Annotated in this window: 19 protein-coding genes; 10 read left to right on the forward strand and 9 right to left on the reverse strand. The window is 71.9% G+C overall.

Annotated elements, in window-relative coordinates; genetic code table 11:
* Positions 1–5: 5 nt before the first annotated feature.
* The 5 genes from H516_RS22170 to H516_RS0111995 form a co-directional block, all read right to left on the reverse strand.
* Complete coding sequence (locus H516_RS22170; RefSeq protein WP_022889952.1) at positions 6–179, reverse strand: hypothetical protein; 174 nt, start codon at positions 177–179, stop codon at positions 6–8.
* Between the two features lie 59 nt (positions 180–238).
* A complete protein-coding gene (locus H516_RS0111980; RefSeq protein WP_022889953.1) occupies positions 239–1,447 on the reverse strand; it encodes an acyl-CoA dehydrogenase family protein in 1,209 nt (402 codons plus the stop codon).
* 9 nt (positions 1,448–1,456) lie between these two features.
* Positions 1,457–2,413, reverse strand: coding sequence for a DUF4349 domain-containing protein (locus H516_RS19860; RefSeq protein ID WP_022889954.1), 957 nt, complete (start codon positions 2,411–2,413; stop codon positions 1,457–1,459).
* Positions 2,414–2,540: 127 nt separating this feature from the next.
* The gene (locus H516_RS0111990; protein ID WP_022889955.1) at positions 2,541–3,374 is read right to left on the reverse strand and encodes an aldo/keto reductase; all 834 of its coding nucleotides are present in this window, start codon (positions 3,372–3,374) and stop codon (positions 2,541–2,543) included.
* A gap of 10 nt (positions 3,375–3,384) precedes the next feature.
* Positions 3,385–4,593 (reverse strand): MFS transporter, encoded by a 1,209-nt coding sequence (locus tag H516_RS0111995; RefSeq protein ID WP_022889956.1) that lies wholly within the window; start codon positions 4,591–4,593, stop codon positions 3,385–3,387.
* Between the two features lie 231 nt (positions 4,594–4,824).
* Between H516_RS0111995 and H516_RS0112000 the strand changes: the two genes are divergently transcribed.
* The 5 genes from H516_RS0112000 (at position 4,825) to pnuC (ending at position 8,737) form a co-directional block, all read left to right on the forward strand.
* A complete protein-coding gene (locus tag H516_RS0112000) occupies positions 4,825–5,730 on the forward strand; it encodes an ABC transporter substrate-binding protein (RefSeq protein WP_022889957.1) in 906 nt (301 codons plus the stop codon).
* 20 nt (positions 5,731–5,750) lie between these two features.
* Entirely contained in the window at positions 5,751–6,761 is a 1,011-nt protein-coding gene (locus H516_RS0112005; RefSeq protein ID WP_022889958.1) for an amino acid ABC transporter permease, read from the forward strand.
* A complete protein-coding gene (locus H516_RS0112010) occupies positions 6,758–7,534 on the forward strand; it encodes an amino acid ABC transporter ATP-binding protein (protein ID WP_022889959.1) in 777 nt (258 codons plus the stop codon). Before H516_RS0112005 ends, H516_RS0112010 begins: the two co-directional genes overlap by 4 nt.
* A gap of 67 nt (positions 7,535–7,601) precedes the next feature.
* Positions 7,602–8,069 carry a DUF3054 domain-containing protein gene (locus H516_RS19865; protein WP_245561803.1) on the forward strand — a complete coding sequence of 156 codons (468 nt, stop codon included), beginning with the start codon at positions 7,602–7,604 and terminating at the stop codon, positions 8,067–8,069.
* Positions 8,066–8,737 carry a nicotinamide riboside transporter PnuC gene (gene pnuC / locus H516_RS19870; protein ID WP_022889961.1) on the forward strand — a complete coding sequence of 224 codons (672 nt, stop codon included), beginning with the start codon at positions 8,066–8,068 and terminating at the stop codon, positions 8,735–8,737. The genes H516_RS19865 and pnuC overlap by 4 nt, the downstream gene beginning before the upstream one ends.
* 28 nt (positions 8,738–8,765) lie before the next feature.
* Here pnuC and H516_RS0112025 read toward each other — a convergent pair whose 3' ends face one another.
* Positions 8,766–9,104, reverse strand: a complete 339-nt coding sequence (locus H516_RS0112025; RefSeq protein ID WP_022889962.1) for a hypothetical protein — start codon at positions 9,102–9,104, stop codon at positions 8,766–8,768.
* A gap of 188 nt (positions 9,105–9,292) precedes the next feature.
* Between H516_RS0112025 and H516_RS0112030 the strand changes: the two genes are divergently transcribed.
* Both H516_RS0112030 and H516_RS0112035 read left to right on the forward strand, forming a co-directional pair.
* Positions 9,293–9,907 carry an RBBP9/YdeN family alpha/beta hydrolase gene (locus H516_RS0112030; protein WP_022889963.1) on the forward strand — a complete coding sequence of 205 codons (615 nt, stop codon included), beginning with the start codon at positions 9,293–9,295 and terminating at the stop codon, positions 9,905–9,907.
* A 54-nt stretch (positions 9,908–9,961) separates the two neighbouring features.
* Positions 9,962–11,521 carry a DUF7059 domain-containing protein gene (locus tag H516_RS0112035; protein WP_022889964.1) on the forward strand — a complete coding sequence of 520 codons (1,560 nt, stop codon included), beginning with the start codon at positions 9,962–9,964 and terminating at the stop codon, positions 11,519–11,521.
* Between the two features lie 128 nt (positions 11,522–11,649).
* On the opposite strand, the gene H516_RS0112040 is transcribed toward H516_RS0112035, so the two are convergent.
* Complete coding sequence (locus H516_RS0112040; protein ID WP_022889965.1) at positions 11,650–12,078, reverse strand: DUF1761 domain-containing protein; 429 nt, start codon at positions 12,076–12,078, stop codon at positions 11,650–11,652.
* Between the two features lie 109 nt (positions 12,079–12,187).
* Here H516_RS0112040 and H516_RS0112045 point away from each other — a divergent pair, with 109 nt between their 5' ends.
* From H516_RS0112045 to H516_RS19875, 3 genes are all read left to right on the forward strand, one after another.
* A complete protein-coding gene (locus tag H516_RS0112045) occupies positions 12,188–13,117 on the forward strand; it encodes a DnaJ domain-containing protein (RefSeq protein WP_022889966.1) in 930 nt (309 codons plus the stop codon).
* Positions 13,118–13,259: 142 nt separating this feature from the next.
* Positions 13,260–14,549 (forward strand): M18 family aminopeptidase, encoded by a 1,290-nt coding sequence (locus H516_RS0112050; RefSeq protein WP_022889967.1) that lies wholly within the window; start codon positions 13,260–13,262, stop codon positions 14,547–14,549.
* Positions 14,550–14,656: 107 nt separating this feature from the next.
* Complete coding sequence (locus tag H516_RS19875; protein ID WP_022889968.1) at positions 14,657–15,193, forward strand: rhodanese-like domain-containing protein; 537 nt, start codon at positions 14,657–14,659, stop codon at positions 15,191–15,193.
* A 6-nt stretch (positions 15,194–15,199) separates the two neighbouring features.
* Here H516_RS19875 and H516_RS0112060 read toward each other — a convergent pair whose 3' ends face one another.
* Complete coding sequence (locus tag H516_RS0112060) at positions 15,200–15,397, reverse strand: hypothetical protein (protein ID WP_022889969.1); 198 nt, start codon at positions 15,395–15,397, stop codon at positions 15,200–15,202.
* Between the two features lie 64 nt (positions 15,398–15,461).
* Complete coding sequence (locus tag H516_RS0112065) at positions 15,462–16,856, reverse strand: L-serine ammonia-lyase (RefSeq protein WP_022889970.1); 1,395 nt, start codon at positions 16,854–16,856, stop codon at positions 15,462–15,464.
* Positions 16,857–16,927: the final 71 nt, after the last annotated feature.

Here is a 16,927-nt window from a genome sequence, read left to right on the forward strand (position 1 = left end):
CGTGCTCAGTCGTCGGCGCGGCCGAGGAGGTGGAACGGGATCGCGAGCGAGAGCGAGACGGCGAGGATGCCCGAGAAGAAGGTCGCCGCCTGGAAGCCGGCCACCTCGGGGGCGATGCTCATGACCCACATGCCGAAGACGAAGAGTCCCAGGGCGATGACGGTGGCGACGACGTTCACAACGACCTCCAGTGTGCGCTGGCGACGTTCGCCGCCCCCGCAAGTCTAGCCAAATGCGGTCAGTCGGGGACGGGGCCGAGCCAGGCGTTCGCGACCGTGGCGTGAGCCGACTCGTCGTCGGAGGGGTGGAAGATGCCCGCGAGCACGTCGCGGTAGAGCCGCCCGAGTTCGGACCCGGCGAAATAACTCGATCCGCCGGCCACCCTGACCGCCTGGTCGACGACGTGCTTGGCGGTCTCGGTCGCACGCACCTTCACCCCGACCAGCTTCGGGAACCAGGCGGTGCCGTGGTCGACGAGCCCGTCGAGGTCGCGCGCGACCGCCTCGAGCTGCGGGGGCACGGCGTCGTAGGCGAGCGCGGCGTCGGCGACGCGCCATCGGATGTCGGGGTCGTGCGCGAGCGGGCGGCCATCGTGCTTCATCGAGGTGCGCCGGTGGGCCGCGGCGACCGCGAGCTCGAGCGCACGCGCGCCGATGCCGGTGTACACCGAGGCGAGCAGCAGCTCGAAGTTCGCGAAGATGCCGAACACGAGCAGATCGGCGTTCGGGCCCGGGTCGAGGCGGCGCACGATGCGATCGGCGGGGGCGTACGCGCCGTCGAGCACCGTCGTGCGGCTCTGGCTCGCGCGCATGCCCATCGTGTCCCAGTCGTCGAGGACTCTGACGTCGGGGTCCTCGCGGTCGATGAAGCCGTAGACGAGCTTCGGGGCGTCGGGCGAGGTGCTGTCGAGGCCCATCGTGCCGAGCCTCGTCCACGCGGGCGAGAGCGAGGTGAAGATCTTGCGCCCCGAGTAGCGGTAGCCGCCGTCGGGCTGCGGTTCGGCCGCCGAGCGCGAGCCGAAGAGCATGAGGTCGTTGCCGGCCTCGCTGATGCCGAAGCCGAAGATCTCGCCCGCGCCGGCCTCGCGCAGCACGAACTCGAGCGAGTCGTCGCCGCGGTCGCGGAGCACCTTCGCCACGCCCGTCCACACGAGGTGCATGTTCACCGCGAGCGCCGTCGCCGGCGCGGCGCCCGCGAGCCGCTGCTGCGCACGCACGACGTCGAGCGCCGACCAGCCGAGGCCGCCGAACTCGACAGGGACGAGCGCGGTCAGGTAGCCGGCCGTGCGCAGCTCGGCGAGGTCGTCGTCGAAGAAGGCGTTGTCGCGGTCGGATTCGGCCGCCCTCGCCCGGAACCGCTCGAGGAGCTCGTCGCCGAGCAGGGACTCGGGCGTCGGGGAGGCAGTCGTCGTGGACTCGGGCGTCGGATTCTCGGTCGTCGCGCTCACGTCGCCAGACTACGCCCGGCCCTCGTCCTCGGGGGAGGGCTCCGTGGTGTCCGGATCCTCAGGCGCTGCGCCGGGTCGGGTGGAGGTCGCGGGTGCCGGGGGAGCGGCCGGCGCGGGCGTCGCCCGTCGGCGACCGCGGGTCGAGAGCACGACGACGAGCACGACGATCGCCGCCAGCACGAGCAGCACGGCGACCCACGGCAGCAGCACGCCGATCGCGACGCCGAGCGCCGCCGCGAACCCGGTGAGCGCGGCCCACCCGGCCGCGAGCCCGCTCCAGAAGTCGTCGGGGGCGGTGTCGGGAGCCGTCTCGATCGTGATCAGCTCGACCGTCAGCGTGGAGTAGTCGACCTGGTCGGCGAGCCAGTCGCGCTGCTGGGTGAGGCTGTCGAGCTCGGCCTGCCTGGTGGTCAGCTCCGACTCGATCGCGATGAGGTCGGTGATCGTCGTGGCCTGCGCGAGCAACTGTTCGAGTCGGTCGACGGAGGCGCCGAGCGCCTCGATCCTCGCGTCGAGATCCTTCCGCTCCGCGGTGACATCCGATTCGTTCATCGTGACGCCGTTGACGTCGCCGAACTCGCGGAGCTCGTCGACGACGGCGTCGAGCTCGTCGGCCGGTACCCGGAGCACGAGCTCGGCCCTCGGCGACGTCGAGCCCGAACCGGGCTGCTCGCTGCGGCTCTCGACCCGCCCGCCCGCGTCTCGGGCGAGGTCGGCGGCGTCCTCGGCCGAGGCGAGCGGGTCATCGACGGTGATCGACATGCGGCCCGTCGTGATGACGCTCTGGGTCGCCGTCGTGCCGTCGCCGTCGGCGATCGCCTCGTCGGCGGACCGCCCGGACTCGCCGCCCTCCGCGGGCGCCGGCATCGCGGGTTCGTAGCTCGAATTCTCGCCGCCCATCGAGCATCCGGCGAGGAGCAGAACGGTGAGTGCGGCGGCCGCGGCCACGGGTGCGATCGGTCTCATGCGGTCAGGCTAGGACCGGAGCCGGAGCCGACGTCTGGATGTCCGCTGAGAGTCGGGTCACGATCGCATTTCACCCGTGACCAGGCCGTGACCTCTCCGTGACCGGGCCGTGATCGACGAGGGCGGATCAGTCGTCGTCGGGGTCGCGGCCGGTGCGCGCTCCGCTCTCGAGCGCGGCGATCTCGGCGAGGTCGCCGAGGCGCAGCTCGAAGTCGAAGACGTCGAGGTTCTCGCGGATGCGGCCCGGCGAGGACGCCTTCGGGATGACGACGTTGCCGAGTTGCACGTGCCAGCGCAGCACGATCTGCGCCGGCGTGCGACCGTGTCGGGCGGCGAGCTCGTCGAGCACCGGGTCGTCGAGCACCCGCCCGCGCGCGAGCGGGGACCACGCCTCGGTGAGGATGCCGTGAGCGAGGTCGAAGGCGCGCAGCTCGGCCTGCGGCAGCCAGGGGTGCAGCTCGACCTGGTTGACGACGGGGGCGACTCCGGTCTCGCCGATGATGCGCTCGAGGTGGTGGGCATGGAAGTTCGCGACACCGATGGAGCGCACCCGGCGCTCGTCGCGGAGCCTCACGAGCGCGCGCCAGGTGTCGGCGTAGCGGTCGGTCGACGGCACCGGCCAGTGGATGAGGAGGAGATCGAGCTGCTCGAGACCGAGGCGCGCGATCGAGGCGTCGAAGGCGCGGAGGGCTTCGTCGTAGCCGTTGTCGTCCTTCCAGACCTTGCTCGTGACGAACAGCTCGTCGCGCGGCACCGGCGCGGCCCGCACCGCTTCGCCGACCTCGCGCTCGTTGCCGTAGAAGGCCGCAGTGTCGAGGTGGCGGTAGCCGACGTCGATCGCCTCGAGGCAGAGCCTCGTCGCATCGGCGGGCGGCACCTTGTAGAGGCCGTAGCCGAGCTGGGGGATGACTCCGCCGTCGGCGAGCGGCATCAGCGGAGCGGGATCGAGGTTGCGTGACATCTGCCGTTCTCTAGCTCGGTTGCAGCGGTACGGGTTCGGTGTCGGGGATGGGGCTCGCGTCGCGGCCGCGGAGATCGGGGTGCCATCGCCGGGCGAGGGCAGGAACGAGGAAGCCGAGCAGCGCGAGCCCGGTCGCCGCCCAGAACGCGCCCTGGGCGCCGTGGCCGTCGATCAGGAACCCGGCGAGCGCCGAGCCGAGTGCGGCGCCGATGAGCTGCCCGGTGCCGACCCAGCCGTAGGCCTCGGCGGTGTCGGAGAACTTCACGCTCGACGAGACGATCGCGAAGAGCACGGCGAGCGCGGGGGCGATGCCGATGCCCGCGATGAACAGGGTGACCGAGAGCCACCAGAAGTCCATGACGAACGCGGCGAGGGCCGTGCCCGCGAACACGATGAACATGCGGCGAGCCGTCGACCACGGGCCGATCGGCACGTGGCCGAGGAAGAGCCCGCCCGCGAGCGAGCCGACCGAGAAGATCGCGAGCACGATGCCGGCCTCGGCGCCGTCGTGACCGAACACCGCGACGACGCCGGCCTCGATCGCGGCGCACGCCCCGATGAGGAGGAAGCCGACGACGGTGGCGAGGAGCACGGGCGGCCTGGTCAGCACCACGCCGAGCCTGCGCCTGGAGCGCGGGATGCGCACTCGCCCGAGCTCGGGCGAGGCGATGAACCAGGCGCCGCCGACGACCATCAGCGCGGCGGCGAGCAGGATGCCCCAGACGGTGCCGATCTGCGTCGAGACGAAGGTGGTGACGACCGGGCCGACGACCCAGATGATCTCCTGCGCCGAGGCGTCGAGGGAGAACAGCGGAGTGAGCTGGCGGGAGTTCACCATCTTCGGATAGATCGTGCGCACGGCCGGCTGCACCGGCGGGGTCGCGAGCCCCGCGACGAAGCCGATCGCCATGTAGAGGGGGACGGTGAGCGGCAGCACGGCGATCGCGACCACCCCGGTGACGCAGATCACGAGGGTCAGGATGAGCACGGGGCGCATGCCGAATCGGCCCATGAGCCGGCTCGTGAACGGGCCGGCGATGGCCTGTCCGATCGAGGTTGCCGCCAGCACGAGGCCGGCCGCGCCGTACGAGCCCGTCTGCTGCTCGACGTGGAGGAGGAAGGCGAGCGAGAGCATCCCGAACGGGAAGCGCGCCGTGAGCTGGGCGGCGATGATGCGTGCGACGCCCGAGGTCTTCAGCAGTTCGGAGTAGCTTCCCACGGTGCGCCCAGCCTATCGAGCGCCGTACGCCGTGCGACGATGCGCGCTGAAAGAGCGGAATCTTGCGTCCCGCGGGCGGGGAAGGGGCGAATCCAATCGCCGCCGAATCGTGATCCGCAGGGATGCAGGCGTGCGGCCGCCTTGGTTTAGGCTCTCGGTACGGCGACGGAGCCGCTGCGATTTCGCTCCGCCGTCTTGTCCCCATGATCGCGTGACGACAGAGGTATCACCATGAACATCCGCCGACTTCTCCTGCCGGCCGCCATCGCCTCCGCGGCAGCCCTGCTCTTCACGGGCTGCGTCAACAATGCCGAGAGCGAGGGCGGTTCCCCCGGTGGCGACGAGACCACCACGACCGCGATCGCGGCCGACGACGCCGCGGTCGCCCTGCTGCCCGCCGAGGTCAAGGACTCGGGCGTGCTGCGCATCGGCACCGACGCGGAGTACCCGCCGAACGAGTACAAGGACGACGCAGGCAACCCCACGGGCTGGGGCGTCGAACTCGCCGAGGCCGTCTCGGCCAAGCTCGGCCTCGAGCCCGAATGGGAGATCCTGAGCTTCGACAGCATCATCCCCCGCATCCAGGAGAGCGCGCTCGACATGGGTTCGTCGTCGTTCACCGACACGGTGGAGCGGCAGGCCTCGGTCGACTTCGTCGACTTCCTGAACGCCGGCAGCCTGTGGGCCGCTCCCGCGGGCAGCGACATCACGCCCGACACCGCCTGCGGCAAGACCGTCGCGGTGCAGGCCGGCACCATCCAGCACACCGATGAGCTGCCCGCCCGCAACCAGGAGTGCCTCGACGCGGGTGACCCGGCCATCGAGATCCTGCCGTTCGACGGCCAGCCCGAGGTCACGACGGCGGTCGTCAACGGCAAGGCCGACGCGTTCTCGGCCGACCTGCCCGTGACCGGCGACGCGGTCTCGAAGCTCGAGGGTCAGCTCGAGACCGTCGGCGAGATGTTCGACGCCGCCCCGTACGGCTTCGCGACCGAGAAGGGCAGCGACATGACGAAGGCCGTGCAGGCCGCACTGCAGTCGCTCATCGACGACGGCACCTACCTCGAGATCCTCACGGCGGCCGGCATCGAGTCGGGTGCGGTCGACGAGGCCGTCATCAACGGCGCCACCAACTGATCCGGTAGGCCAGCCCAGTCATGTCCGACATGCCTTCCCGGCCGGCGGGGTCGGAGACCCCGCCGGCCGGCGCCGGAGCCGAGACCCCGCCCGAGGCCATCAAGGCGATCAAGCTGCGTCACCCGTGGCGCATGGTGCTCGCGATCGTGCTCGCCGCGATCGCCGTGCTGTTCATCATCGATGCGGCCGTCAACCGGCCGGTCTACAACTGGCCCGAGGTGGGCAAGTACCTCTTCGACGTGCGCGTCATCGAGGCCGCCGGCTACACGCTGCAACTGACGATCTACTCGATGGTCATCGCGATCCTGCTCGGCGTCGTGCTCGCCGTGATGCGACTCTCGCCGAACCCGGTCGTGAAGTCGGTCGCGTGGGCGTACCTCTGGCTCTTCCGTGGCACTCCGGTGTACGTGCAGCTGGTGTTCTGGGGGCTGATCGGCGTCATCTACAAGACGATCGATGTCGGCATCCCGTTCACCGAACCGTGGGTCTCGTTCGACACGGGCGAGCTGTTCAGCTACTTCTTCCTCGCCGTCATCGGCCTCGCGCTGAACGAGGCGGCGTACATGGCCGAGATCGTGCGCGCCGGCCTGCTGGCCGTCGACAAGGGCCAAGACGAGGCGGCCACCGCCCTCGGTCTCGGCTGGTGGCACACGATGAGCCGGGTCATCCTGCCCCAGGCGATGCGCGTGATCATCCCGCCGACGGGCAACGAGGTCATCTCGATGCTGAAGACGACCTCGCTCGTCACCGCGGTGCCGTTCTCGCTCGAGCTGTTCACGCGCACGAGCGACATCGCGGCGAAGACCTACCAGCCGGTGCCGATGCTGATCGTCGCCTCGATCTGGTACCTCGCGATCACCTCGATCCTGATGGTCGGCCAGTACTACCTCGAGAAGCACTTCGCGAAGGGCGTCGACCAGCGCCCCGCCCCGCAGAGGCCGACCGTCGCGACCAGTGCGACGGCCGCCGTCGAGCCCGGCGAACTGCCGGGCGCCGTGCCGCCCTCGAACCGTCCGGGAGGAGGCGCATGAACGCCGCAGAAACCCCCATGGTGAAGGCCGAAGCCGTCTCGAAGGCGTTCGGTTCGAACACCGTGCTGCGCTCGATCTCGCTCGAGGTGAAGCGCGGCGAGGTGCTCTGCCTCGTGGGCCCCTCGGGCTCGGGCAAGTCGACCTTCCTGCGCTGCATCAACCACCTCGAGACGGTGAGCGCCGGTCGCCTGTCGGTCGACGGCTCGCTCGTCGGCTATCGCCAGCACGGCGACAAGATCTACGAGCTGCACCCGAAGGACGCCGCCAAGCAGCGCCGCGACATCGGCATGGTGTTCCAGCGCTTCAATCTCTTCCCGCACATGACGGCCGTCGAGAATGTGATGCTCGCGCCGACGCTGCTGAAGAAGGGCCAGCCGAAGGGGCAGGTCAAGGCGCGTGCGCTCGAACTGCTCGCCCGGGTCGGCCTCGCCGACCGCAGCGACTACTACCCCTCGCAGCTCTCGGGCGGGCAGCAGCAGCGCGTCGCGATCGCCAGGGCGCTCGCGATGGAGCCGAAGCTCATGCTCTTCGACGAGCCGACTTCGGCGCTCGACCCCGAGCTCGTCGGCGAGGTGCTCGAGGTCATGAAGGGGCTCGCGAAGAGCGGCATGACGATGATCGTCGTGACGCACGAGATGGGCTTCGCCCGCGAGGTCGCCGACACGCTCGTCTTCATGGACGGCGGCGTCGTCGTCGAGTCGGGTGATCCGCGCGAGGTGCTGTCGAACCCGCAGCATCAGCGAACCCGCGCCTTCCTCTCGAAGGTGCTCTGACCCCGCACCGCGTCAGGATGAGCCCGGCGGCGCGGGCGACCGCGCCGTCGGGCTCTACGATTGAGGGGTGATTCGCCAGAGCGCCCCGCCGCCCGCAGGCTCGCCCACATCGGTGCAGCCGACCTCCTCCGGTGCCGTGGCCGCCTTCTTCGTCGATGCGGTGCTCGTCGTGCTGTTCGTGGTGATCGGCCGCCGCAGTCACGCCGAGGGCGTCGACCTCGCCGGCGTCTGGCAGACCGGATGGCCGTTCCTCGCGGCACTCGTGGTGGGCTGGCTCGTCTCGCTCGCGTGGCGACGCCCGCTCGCGCTCTGGCCCACGGGGGTCGTCGTGTGGGCCGTGACCGTCGCGGGCGGTCTGGCCCTCCGAGCGGCCTCCGGCCAGGGCATCGCCCTCGCCTTCGTGCTGGTCGCCACGGTGACGCTCGCGGTCTTCCTGCTCGGATGGCGGGCGATCGAAGGGCTCCGTGCTCGTCGGCGGCTCGCTCGCGAGACGGCGGCGGAGGCCGAGACGAACGGCGCATCGGCCGAGCGGTGAACCCGATCGAGTGGCTCTTCGACGCCCAGCTCGTCATCGGCGACCAGGTGATCCTCTGGCGCGAGATCGTCGGCAACCTGTTCGGCCTCGCGAGCGCGCTCGGCGGGCTGCGGCGCAAGGTGTGGGCGTGGCCGGTCGGCATCATCGGCAACGCGCTGCTGTTCACCGTCTTCCTCGGCGCGGTCTTCGACACCCCCAATCCCGTCAACCTGCTCGGCCAGGCGGGGCGCCAGCTGATGTTCATCTGCGTCTCGATCTTCGGCTGGGTGCAGTGGTCGCGGCACCGCAACGCGGCGGCGGGCGCGTCGGCGGTCGACCCGCGCTGGGCGAGCGGGCGCGAACGGCTGCTGCTCGCGGGGCTCCTCATGGGCGGCACACTCCTGCTCACCCCGGTCTTCCGCGCGCTCGGCTCGTTCGAGCCGGTGTGGGCCGACGCGTGGATCTTCATGGGGTCGCTCCTCGCGACCTGGGGCATGGCGAAGGGGTGGACGGAGTTCTGGCTCATCTGGGTCGCCGTCGACTTCGTCGGCGTTCCGCTGCTCGTCTCGGCCGGGTACTACGCCTCCGCCCTGATGTACGTGTTCTACGGCGCGTTCACGCTGCTCGGTTTCTTCACGTGGATGCGCGTGCAGCGGCGACGCGCCGAATCGCTCGCGGGCCCGGCCTGAAGGCCGACGGTCGGCACCCGGGGCGCCTTCACCAGGCGGCGGGCACCCGGTCGAGCACCGACCAGACGGCGGCGCTCAGCTCGGGATGCTCCAGCGCGATGCCGCGCAGGAGGTCGAACTCGAACCGGGCGGCTTCGCCCTGACGCGCGGCGGGGTGGTAGGCGCGCGAACGCGCCGGTGCCCACTGCTCCGAGCGGAGGCGGTCTTCACGAAGCGTCGCGACGACCTGCTCGTCGACTGAGGGGAGTTCTGGCAGGAACTCCCAGGGGTCTTCACCGAGTCGGCAGCGCAGCTCGATGAGCGCGGAGAGCTCGTCGCGTGCGTCTTGACGGAGACGCTCGAGCGCCGGTGCCGGTGACTCTGCCAATGTGCGACCTCCCCTCGCTGCCACGATCGTACGCCCACGCTACGCGGCGCGTGTGACGCTCGGGTTACGGGAGGACGCCGAACGTGTCGGCGCGATGACGTGAACATGACGGGAGAGATGCGTCGTACCGAGCGAACCCGCTTGAATGGTGCCCGACCGGCCGACCGCGGCCGGACGAGGAGGATGCCATGGGAGACGTACTCATCCTGCACGGCTGGCAGAACCACCGCCCGGAGGGGCACTGGCAGCGTTGGCTCGCCGGAGAACTCGCCGCGCGCGGACACCGGGTGCGGTATCCGCAGCTGCCCGACGCCGATGCGCCGGACCCGGCGGCGTGGCTCGAAGCGCTCGAGCGCGAACTCGCGGCGACCCGCACCGAGTCGCTGACGGTCGTGGCACACAGCCTCGGCGGCGCCTTGTGGGCGGCGTTCGCGCAGGCGCGCGCGGAGCTCGGCATCGGCGAGCCCGCCGCGGCCCGGGTCGTGCTCGTGGCACCACCGTCGGACGCGTTCCTCGCCTCCCAGCCGGTCATCTCGGGTTTCCTGGGCGAGGCGTCGGGCGGGGTGCGCGACGGCGGCACGGTCGACCGGGCGTCCGCGCTCGCTGCGGCGAGCTTCGAGCCACCGGTCCTGGTCACGAGCGACGACGACCGCGTCAGCCCGACCGGTTCGCCCTCCTTCGCCGAGCTGTACGGCATCGTGCCGATCATCGTGCCGGGCGCTGGGCATTTCGCGCTCCCCGACGGGTACGGGCCGCTCCCGCTCGTGCTCGAGCTCGTCGAGGGCGACGCGACCGCAGGTTGAGTACGGGCTACCGCCGCCGGTGATCGAGCGGTCGCACTGCGCTTGAATGGTCGGGTGGATCCTGCACCGAGCCCCGAACTCCTCGCCCGCCTCGCCGACGACCTCCGCCGAGCCGACTACACCGTCGGCGCCCTCGACGGGCTGTGGGGCGAGGAGGCGGCCGCCGCCCTGCACCGCGGCGAGCGCGTGCCCGCGCGGCGTGTGCTCGACGCCCGCAGGGGCGAGCACGGGGCATCCGCGCCGCTGGCCGCGCTCGGCGAGCTCTTCGTACTGGGGCTCCCGGTGCCCGCCGCCGAGGTAGGGGCGGCGTTCGCGGCGCTCGGCGTCGACGGCGCCGCCCGGCTCGGCCTCGTGCGCGAGTCGGGCGGTCAGGTGACCCCCGCCCTCGACCTGCGCCCCTACGCCTTCACCGATGAGCGCGGCGCGGTGGAGTGGTGGATGGTCTCGGACCTCGGCGAACTCGCCCTCGGCCACGAACTCGGCGAGCAGCACGTGCTCGGCGTCGGCGGGGCATCCATGACCCTCTCGGGACTCATGCTGCCGACCCCGGCACGGCGGGTGCTCGACCTCGGCACAGGCTGCGGCATCCAGGCCATGCACGCCTCGCGGTTCGCCGAGGAGGTCGTCGCGACCGACATCTCCGGGCGGGCGCTCGTGCTCGCGGGCATGAACTTCGCACTCAACGGCATCGAGGGCGTCGAACTGCGCCTCGGCAGCCTCTTCGAGCCGGTCGCCGGCGAGCGCTTCGACCGCATCGTGTCGAACCCGCCGTTCGTGATCACCCCGCGCACCGAGGGCGTGCCCGAGTACGACTACCGCGACGGCGGCATGGTCGGCGACGCCCTCGTCGAGGCCGTGGTGGGGGGTGCGGCCGACCACCTCGAGCCCGGCGGCGTCGCGCAGCTCCTCGCGAACTGGGAGTACCGCGGCGACGCCGACGGGCTCGAGCGGGCCGTCGCCTGGGCGACCGGCGCCGGGCTCGAGCACTGGTTCGTCGAGCGCGAGGTGCAGTCGGTCGCCGAGTACGCCGAGACCTGGATCCGCGACGGCGGCACCCGACCCGGCACGTCGGCGTTCGACCGCCTCTACGACGCCTGGCTCGACGACTTCGAGGCGCGCGGCGTCGATCACGTCGGCTTCGGCTACGTACTGCTGCGCCGCCCCGTCGAGCAGTCGGATGCCTCGGGAACGGCCCCGCTCGCACGCGTGGAGCGCCGGCATGGCCCGCTCGGCGGCGACGACGAGGGCCTCGGCGCGCATCTCGCGGCCACGCTCGCCGCGCGCGATCGGCAGGTGCTCCTCGACGACACGGCGCTGTCTGCAACCCGGCTGCGGGTCGCGGGCGACGTCACCGAAGAGCGCCACTACTGGCCCGGCGACGACGACCCGACGGCGATGCTGCTGCGGCAGGGCGGCGGCTTCGGGCGCACCGTCGCGCCAGGGACGGCGCTCGCCGCCCTCGTCGGCGCGTGCGACGGCGAACTCTCGATCGGCGCGATCGTGGCCGCGCTCGCCCAGCTGCTCGACGTCGACGAGCAGGCGCTCGCCGCCGAGCTGCTGCCCGAGGTGCGCGAACTCGTGGGTGACGGGATGCTGCTGCTGCCGGCGGAGTGACGTCTCCTCGACACCATCCGGAGGACGGCTACCAGACGATCGCCAAGACGTCGGCGGCGACGGCGCCCGTCGTCTGATCCCACGCCGGGCCGCCGCTTCGGCGTCGGCCCGGCGTCGTCTTTCTCCGGCTACACGGTGCCGGCCGGCGGCCAGACGCCGATGATGAGCGCCATCACGACGACGGTGACGAGTTCGTGCGCGATGTTCAGGATCGTGAGGCCGGACGGGCGGCCCTCGAAGGCGTCGTGCGTGATCATGCGGGCCGCGGTGAACCCCGCCCAGAGCATCAGGCCCGTCATGATCGTGACGCCGAGGTAGTCGCCGCCGAGCGCCGTCCACGCGATCTGCGCCGCGATCGCGAGCACCCACGCCGAGATGAAGCTGACGATGAGCGTGGTGAGGATCGGGCCGACGGCCCCGCGGTCGCCCGAGTCGTCGACCTTGGCCACCCTCATCCAGTAGTTGCCGAAGACCTTCGGGGTGTACCAGATCGAGCCGACGACCACGGTCGAGAGCGTCGCGACGACGACCGCCCAGTAGTTGACGTCCACGAGCATCACGGCCTCCCGGCGCTTGTGCGGCCCGGCGGGCCGGAATGCTCCGCAGTCTAGACCCGAGGCGCAGCGCCGCCCGGTATTGTCGTGGTCGCAGATCGAAAGCGAGCCCATGCCCGACTCCCCGCTCTCCGACTCACCGTACGAGGTGCTCGGCGTCGCCTCCGACGCGGATGCCACGGAGCTTCGCACCGCGTACCGACGCGCCCTGCGCGTGGCCCACCCCGACACCGGCGGCGACCCGGCCCGCTTCCACGCGGTGCAGCGCGCGTGGGCGCTCGTCGGCACCCCAGCGGCACGGGCGGCCTTCGATCGGGGCGCGGGCGGTGCCGCCGCGCCGACCCGGGCGACATGGGCGCCCGCCGCGCCCCGGCCGCGGCGCGACTCGCGACCGCTCGCGCGCTCGTACGGCCACCCCGGCGGGCTCTCTCGCGAGCGGTATCTCGGGCTCATCCGCGAGTGGGTGGGGCGCGGCGTGCCGCTGGACGACCCGTACGACCCGGCGCTCGTGCGGGGCGCGCCACGTGACATCCGTCATGTGCTCGCCGATGCGCTCGCCGAGGAGGAGACCGCGCGCTCGCTCTCGACGCTCGGCATCGCGTACACGATCTGGCACGATCTCGCGACGGATGCCGCGGGGCACGGGCTGCCGCCGAAGCTCGACCATCTCGTGCTCGGGCCGACGGGGCTCTTCGCGATCCAGTCGGAGGACTGGGGCGGGCCGGTCGCGCTGAAGCGCGGCGAACTCGTCGGCGAGGCGCTCGCGGGCGAGCGGCCGATCCGGGCGCTGGCCGCCCGTGCGAAGGCCATCGGCAAGGCGGCGAAGGTGAAGCCGACGGCGCTCGTCGTGGTCGTGCCCGACGAGTACGCGGCGGAGCCGCTGGAGTTCGGCGGCACGAATCGCGGTGCGATCGTCGCACTCGTTCGCGCTTCGCGCCTCGCGAGCGCCGTGCGCGAAGGCCTGCCCGGTTCGGCGCATCTCGGAGGCACCGAGGTGATGGAGGTCCGATCGCGCCTCCAGGCGACCGTGCGCTTCGCCTGACTGCCCCCGCCCCGCCCCCGCGCGGTGATGTCGCACGAATCGTCGCCACCCACGCCCGATGGCGACGATTCGTGCGACATCACGAGTGGGCGACGGGTCGGCCGGTTCGTCGTCGTGGGGGTCGGCGGTGTTGGATGGAGGTATGCCTCCCGCCACGCCCGTGACCCCGACCGATGCCTACATCGAGGATTTCGCCGCATTCGTGCAGGCCTCGCCCTCGTCGTACCACGCTGCGGCCGAGGTCGCCCGGCGCCTCGAGGCAGCCGGGTTCGACCGCCTCGACGAGACCGAGGCGTGGCCCGCGACCCCGGGCCGTCGCGTCGTCGTGCGCGACGGCGCGGTGATCGCGTGGGTGCAGCCCGACGGGGCCGGCGCCGTGACCCCGTTCCGCATCCTCGGCGCGCACACCGATTCGCCGTCGTTCAAGCTCAAGCCGAACCCGTCCACGACCGGTGAGGGCGTGCTGCAGGCGGGCGTCGAAGTCTACGGCGGACCGCTGCTCAACTCGTGGCTCGACCGCGAACTCGAACTCGCAGGCCGTATCGCCACAGAGGACGGCGAGCTGCACCTCGTTCGCACCGGGCCGATGCTGCGCATCCCGCAGCTCGCGATCCACCTCGACCGCGAGGTGAACAAGGGGCTCACCCTCGACAAGCAGCGGCACACGCAGCCCGTCTGGGGCGTCGCGGGTGACGAGCCGGTCGACCTGCTCGCCGAGCTCGCCGGATTCGCGGGCGTGCCGGGCGCGACGATCGTCGGGCACGACGTGCTCGTCGCCGAGACCCAGGCGCCCGCGCGCTTCGGGCGTTCGGGCGAGCTGTTCGCCTCCGGCCGCATGGATAACCTCAGCTCGGTCTACGCCGGCCTCGTCGCGCTCCTCGCCGCTCCGTCCGAGGCCGGCCACGTCAGCGTGCTCGCGGCCTTCGACCACGAGGAGCTCGGCTCGGAGTCGCGTTCGGGCGCGAGCGGCCCCATGCTCGAGGACGTGCTCGTGCGAATCGCCGCTGGCCTCGGCGCCGGCGACGACGAGCGCCGTCGCGCGTTCGCCGCGTCGTGGATCCTCTCCTCCGACGCCGGCCACGCCGTGCACCCCAACTACCCCGAGCGGCACGACCCGGCGAATCGCCCCGTGCTCGGCGGCGGGCCGCTCCTGAAGCTCAACGCGAACCAGCGCTACGCGAGCGACGCCGTCGGCTCGGCCCTGTGGGCGGGCGTCTGCCGCCAGGCGGGGGTGCGCACCCAGCCCTTCGTGTCGAACAACGCGATCCCGTGCGGCTCGACGATCGGCCCGCTCGCCGCGACCCGGCTCGGCATCCGCACGGTCGACGTCGGGGTGCCGCTGCTCTCGATGCACTCGGCCCGCGAGCTCGCGCACGTCGACGACCTCGCCGCGCTCGGGGCCGCCGTGACGGCGTTCTTCGCGCCCGCCTGAGCTCTGCCGGGCGCGCTCGGCCCCGGCCGGGCGCGCTGGCCGGATCTCGCGGCGGAATGGCGCGATTTCCCTGCGGTCCGAGGCGCGGTGGCTGGCAGTCTGGGCGCATGACCGAACTCACCGCCTCCGTCGCCCCGGCCGCTCCCGCCACCACCGCGCTGTTCGACACGGTCGCCTCGCCCGAGACGGCGATCGCGCACTTCGCGGCCCGCCTCGCGGTCGAGGCGGATGTCTCGGACGTCGCCGCGGCGCTCGCCGACGGCGGTTCCGGGTTCGTGCTCGTCGACACGCGGAGCGACGAGGCGTGGGCGCAGGGGCACGTGCCCGGGGCCGTGCACCTGCCGCGCCGCAGGATCGCCGAGGAGGGCACCGCGCTCGTCGGGCCGGGCACGGCGGTTGTCGTCTACTGCTGGGGTCCGGGATGCAACGGGGCGACGCGCGCGGCGCTCGAGTTCGCCCGACTCGGTCACCCCGTGAAGGAGATGATCGGCGGCTTCGAGTACTGGGTGCGCGAGGGTTTCGCCTACGAGACGGCCGACGGGTTCGCCCGGATCGCCGCCGACCCGCTGACGAACGTCGGCCGCGTCGGGCTCGGCGGTTCGCCCGTCGCCGGGGCCGCCGCGGGCATCAGCTGCGACTGCTGAACGAGGTCAGCGCAGCGGGCCCCTGCGGCTCTCCAGCCACATGGTGTGCTCGCGCAGGCCGTTGCGCACGGCGGCCTTGATGATCAGGTAGCCGATCCACAGCATGAGTGCGAGCACGGCGAGATAGATCACGAGGCCGATGATGAGGCCGATGAGGCCGGCTCCGTAGAAGAAGGACGGGTCGAGCGTCGGGTCGCTTTCCATGGGGAAACTCTGACAGAAGCGCCGCGGCGCCGGGAGAGTCCCCGTCTGGGGGGCACGACCCCCGTCAGCACTCGATGACGTTCACCGCGAGGCCGCCCTCGCTCGTCTCCTTGTACTTCGTCATCATGTCGATGCCGGTCTGGCGCATCGTCTCGATCACCGTGTCGAGCGAGACGAGGTGCGTGCCGTCGCCGTGCAGCGCGAGACGCGCGGCCGAGACGGCCGTCGAGGCCGCGATCGCGTTGCGCTCGATGCAGGGAACCTGCACGAGCCCGGCGACGGGGTCGCAGGTGAGACCGAGGTGGTGCTCCATCGCGATCTCGGCGGCGTTCTCGATCTGCCCGGGCGTTCCGCCGAGCACGGCGCACAGGGCACCCGCCGCCATCGCGCACGCCGAGCCGACCTCGGCCTGGCAACCGCCTTCTGCGCCCGAGATCGAGGCGTTCTTCTTCACGAGGCTCGCGATGGCCGAGGCGGTGAGCAGGAAGCGGCGGATGCCCGCGGCATCCGCACCGGGGACGAAGCGCAGGTAGTAGTGGCCGACCGCGGGGATGATGCCGGCCGCGCCGTTCGTCGGCGCGGTGACGACCCGCCCGCCCGAGGCGTTCTCTTCGTTGACGGCGAGGGCGAAGGCGTGCAGCCACTCGGTGGAGGTGTCGCGGTGGTGCGCGGCCTCGATCTCGTCGTGGTCGTAGGCCTCGAGGCGACGGCGCACCTCGGGGGCGCGGCGCTTGACCTTGAGCCCGCCGGGCAGCGTGCCCTCGGTGCCCATGCCGTGCGCGACGCACTCGGCCATCGCGGCCCAGATGGCGTCGAGGCCCTCGTCGATGCCGGCCTCGCCGTGCACCGCGACCTCGTTGTGACGGGCGATGTCGCAGAATGAGACGCCGTGCTCCTCGCAGAGCGCGAGCAGTTCTGCGGCGTTCGAATAGGGGAGCGGGTGACGCAGCGCCTCGGCCTCGCTCGCGGCGTCGCCCTCTCGGCGGATGAAGCCGCCGCCGACCGAGTAGTAGGTCTCCTCGGCGATCGGGAGCGGGCCATCGCCGAAGGCCTGCAGGGTCATCGCGTTCGGGTGGCCGGGCAGGCGCGTTCGCGGTTCGAGCGAGATGTCGCTCTGCCGCAGCCGGGTGGGGTGACGGCCGAACAGCCGCACCTCGGCGCCGTCTCGGCCGGATTCGTCGAGTCGCGCCCACGCGCCGCGCACGTCGTCGGGGTCGCAGTCGTGCGGCTCGAGTCCGGCGAGGCCCGCGACGACCGCGTCGGGGGTGCCGTGGCCGAGCCCCGTCGCGCCGAGCGAGCCGTAGAGCGAGCACGAGACGCGGGTGACCGCCCCGAGGGCACCCTGTTCGTCGAGCGCCTCGACGAACATTCGGGCCGCCCGCATGGGGCCGACGGTGTGCGAACTCGAGGGGCCGATCCCGATCGAGAACAGATCGAGGGCAGAGACGAACGCTGTCACCCCTCAAGGCTACGCCGCTTCACGCGCACGGATGCCTCGGGGCATCGCAGATTCGTGCGTCGCAGACCGAT

Source organism: Agromyces italicus DSM 16388 (assembly GCF_000421545.1).
Classification (GTDB): Bacteria; Actinomycetota; Actinomycetes; order Actinomycetales; family Microbacteriaceae; genus Agromyces; species Agromyces italicus.